The sequence below is a fragment of the Prosthecobacter sp. genome (assembly GCF_046154365.1).
Taxonomy (GTDB): domain Bacteria; phylum Verrucomicrobiota; class Verrucomicrobiia; order Verrucomicrobiales; family Verrucomicrobiaceae; genus Prosthecobacter.
The window spans coordinates 1-3,119 of record NZ_JBJXFV010000214.1 but is presented as its reverse complement, the minus strand read 5'-3'; the positions used below and the strand labels follow the sequence as shown (position 1 = coordinate 3,119).

3 protein-coding genes are annotated in these 3,119 nt (G+C 60.1%); 1 reads left to right on the top strand and 2 read right to left on the bottom strand.

Going from position 1 to position 3,119, the window contains the following annotated elements; translation table 11 throughout:
• Positions 1-1,906, bottom strand: a 1,906-nt coding sequence (locus ACKVY0_RS27210; protein WP_409218022.1) for a M60 family metallopeptidase, incomplete at its 3' end; no start/stop codon positions are given.
• 160 nt (positions 1,907-2,066) lie between these two features.
• Positions 2,067-2,666, bottom strand: coding sequence for a helix-turn-helix domain-containing protein (locus ACKVY0_RS27205; protein WP_409218021.1), 600 nt, complete (start codon positions 2,664-2,666; stop codon positions 2,067-2,069).
• A gap of 115 nt (positions 2,667-2,781) precedes the next feature.
• Between ACKVY0_RS27205 and ACKVY0_RS27200 the strand changes: the two genes are divergently transcribed.
• The coding region (locus ACKVY0_RS27200; RefSeq protein ID WP_409218020.1) for a homocysteine S-methyltransferase family protein at positions 2,782-3,119 on the top strand (338 nt) is incomplete at its 3' end.

Below are 3,119 nucleotides of genomic sequence, written 5' to 3'. Positions count from 1 at the left end.
AGTCCTGCCATTTGTTGGCGGACTTCTTGATCTTCTGCACGTTCGCCTTGCGCTCCTCCTCGGTGATCGCGGGATGCCCGATAAGCCAGTCTTTCTTCAAGACCTCGTGGTAGCAGTACATGCCGATCACGTTGTTCGTGACCTCGCCGGTGCCGTCGAAGGTGAAATCGCCGCGCTGATGGTTGTGGCCGATTTCGTGGTAGAAGCCCCAGCCTGGGAATTTCAGCTTGCCAAAGGTGACCATTTCCGGCGCGGCACTGGTCGGAATCATGATGGGATAGCCGCTGTGCATGTAACCGGCGCTGATCTGCACATCGGCGACGATGCGCTCGGGGCGTTTGCGTTCGGCGGTCTGGTTGCTCACATCATCCTGGGCCTCGACGACCTTTTTCCAGAAGGTCATGAGCTCGGTCGGATTGTTCACAAGGCGGCCGACTTCGGTGGGAAAGGAGATGATGAGCTTGTCACACGCCATCTCGGCCCAAGGCGCTGGTCGCTGGCGGATTTCCTTCCATTTCGCGTCATCATCCTGGCCGAGCACGAACAACGGCGCGGCGATGGCATTTTGGATGGCAACCGTGAACGGTTCGTCGTCTTTCGCACGGCCCGGAACTTCGATGTAGATCAATCCGCCGAAGGCGCTAGCCGTTTTCGTGATTGGGGCGCCCAGCGTGTCGCTGCGCGTGATGTCCGGGGCACGCTGCCATTTGTCGAGGTGGTAAAGCGTGTCGCTGTGGCAGCCGATGCGCACGGCGTAGCCTTTGTCGGCATATTTTTCGGGCAGCGTGACCGTGATGACCTCGCCTGCGGCGGCGTAAAGGCCGGTGCTGGTCCAGCCGGGGATGCTGGGCGTGATTTTCACCTCGCCGGTGATGCGCGGAGCACCTTCGGGTGCCTTGCCGGGGAATTCGACATGCGCCGGATGCGCCTTGATGCCATCCGCGCCCGCAAGTCGCAGCATGCGTGTCTCCATGCCGAGCCGCAGGCGTGCGGCGGCATGCTGCGTGTCAGTGAGCGGTTCTTTATCCTTCGGCACCGGCGCATCTGCACCAGCATTGCCCAGCGCGGCGGTCACCGCGTTCTTCAAATTCCCGCGATCCGGTGGTTGCGCGGCCATGGCGATCTGGATCGCGTTCATGCCCTGCTTCATCTGCTCCGCCGTGAGCGCCGGTCCGCCATCGCGTTGCTTCTTGATCGCGCTGATGGCATCGGACGCATTCATGAACTGCGACAGTTCCGTACGTGCCTCGAAGCTGCGCAACTGGTCAAACGCGCTCATGTCCGTGATCGCGATGCCCGCAGGCAGCAGCGCTTGGTTCACGCCATGGGAGAGGGTCAGATCTTTGCCACCACTCGTCTGCCCATACGCCCAGCCGGTCATGCCGCCGATGAATCCGCCGCCGCCTTTGATGTAATCGGCCAACGCCGCGCCTTCCTCCGCACTCGTGACACCCTGGATGTTGATGATCACGACATCGTAGTCGCCGAGGTTCTTTTTCTCGACGGTGTCGAAGGTCTCCGCGTTGAAACCGCGCTGTTTGTAGAAATTGACCGCGTTCACGCCTTTGAGGCCGACACGCGGCTTCTCCTGGTTGCCCGCCCACTTCACACAGTTCTCCATGAGCCTCGCGTGATCACCGCCCTCGCCACCGGCGAGGTAGCTGTTATGCCCGAAAAGAATGAATCGCCCTTTTTGATAACCTGCGGCTGCCGCGACCGCGATTTCCACACCATCCTTGTCCGGTGCCGACAAAATCGGAAACGCGATCTGGCCCCAAATGCCGACCGGCCCCGGCGCTCCCGCTTTCGGCACCGATTTGACGCCTTCGAGGATTTTGGCGCGTTCCGCGTTCACAAGTGCAGGCGGCATCTGCGCGTGCAACAAGCCGCTGAACGCGACCAGCATGGCAGCAGCAATAACAAACCTCTGCGTCCTCCGCCGCTCTGCCCCTCTGCGGCAGATGCGAGTGTACATGCAGTTCCGTTTTGCCGCAGAGGGGCAGAGGAGCAGAGGACGCAGAGATGGTTGGGTTATGGACGATTGCATGGTTGGTTGGATAAATGGTTCAGCGATAAATCACGACGAGAAAAACCAGCGCGTCGGCCTTGCCGGTGTTCACGATGGCATGCGGCACATCGGCGCGGTAAGTGCCGGAGTCGCCTTTGGCGAGTTCGTCGGTGTCCAGGTCGGATTCGATGCGCACGCTGCCTTCCTCGACGGTCAAAAACTCACGCGTGCCTTCAAAATGCGGCTGGGAGCGCAACGCTCCGCCGGGACGGAGGCGGACTTCGTAAAACTCGACATCCTTCTCCAGATTGAGCGGCGAGAGCGTGCGAATTTCGTGATGCTTGTCGCTGCGGAAGACTTGGGCACGGTCGCTGGCGCGGATGACCTGAATTTTCGAGGCGCTGGCCTCCGCGCTCTCGATGAGTTCTTGCAAAGTGAGTCCAAAGGCTCGGGCGATGCGAAACGTGACCGTCAGCGTCGGATTCGCCTTCTCGCGCTCGATCTCGCTGAGCATCGATCGGCTCACACCGCTGGCGCTGGCGAGTTCTTCGAGCGACCAGCCGCGATCGCCGCGCAGCTTCTTCACCCGCTTGCCGAGGTTCTCATTGATGGCCTCTGGACTGGGTTCGGCGGGTGCAGACTTGCGTTTGGCGGACATGGAGTGTCGATATATCGGAGGCGCATCTTGTAAATAAGAAATAACATCACATGCTCAAATCATGATGCGTTCATGTGATAGGTTGACCCGTCCATCTCCGGCGCTAGTTTCAGCCATGCCTTCCCGCCCGAATTGCCGCACTGAACTCGAAGCCGCCATGCGCCAGCGCATCCTGGTCATCGATGGGGCTATGGGCACGACCATCCGTGAATATAAGGCCAAGGGCTTGCTCAGTGAGGAGATCGCTCGGGGCACTCGCTTTGCGAAGAACGAGAAGGATCTGCTCAACAATGGCGACATCCTGAGCATCACGAAGCCGGAGATTATTGAGGACATTCATCGGCGCTTCCTGGAGGCTGGGGCGGACATCATCGAGACGAATACCTTTGGGGCGACCTCGGTGGCGCAGAGTGATTTGTTTATCGAAGACCCGCGTGATCATGGTGGGCGCAA

Excerpts from the sequence above, each read along its gene's own strand:
- ACKVY0_RS27205 (WP_409218021.1), bottom strand. The coding sequence starts at position 2,666 with ATGTCCGCCAAACGCAAGTCTGCACCCGCCGAACCCAGTCCAGAGGCC.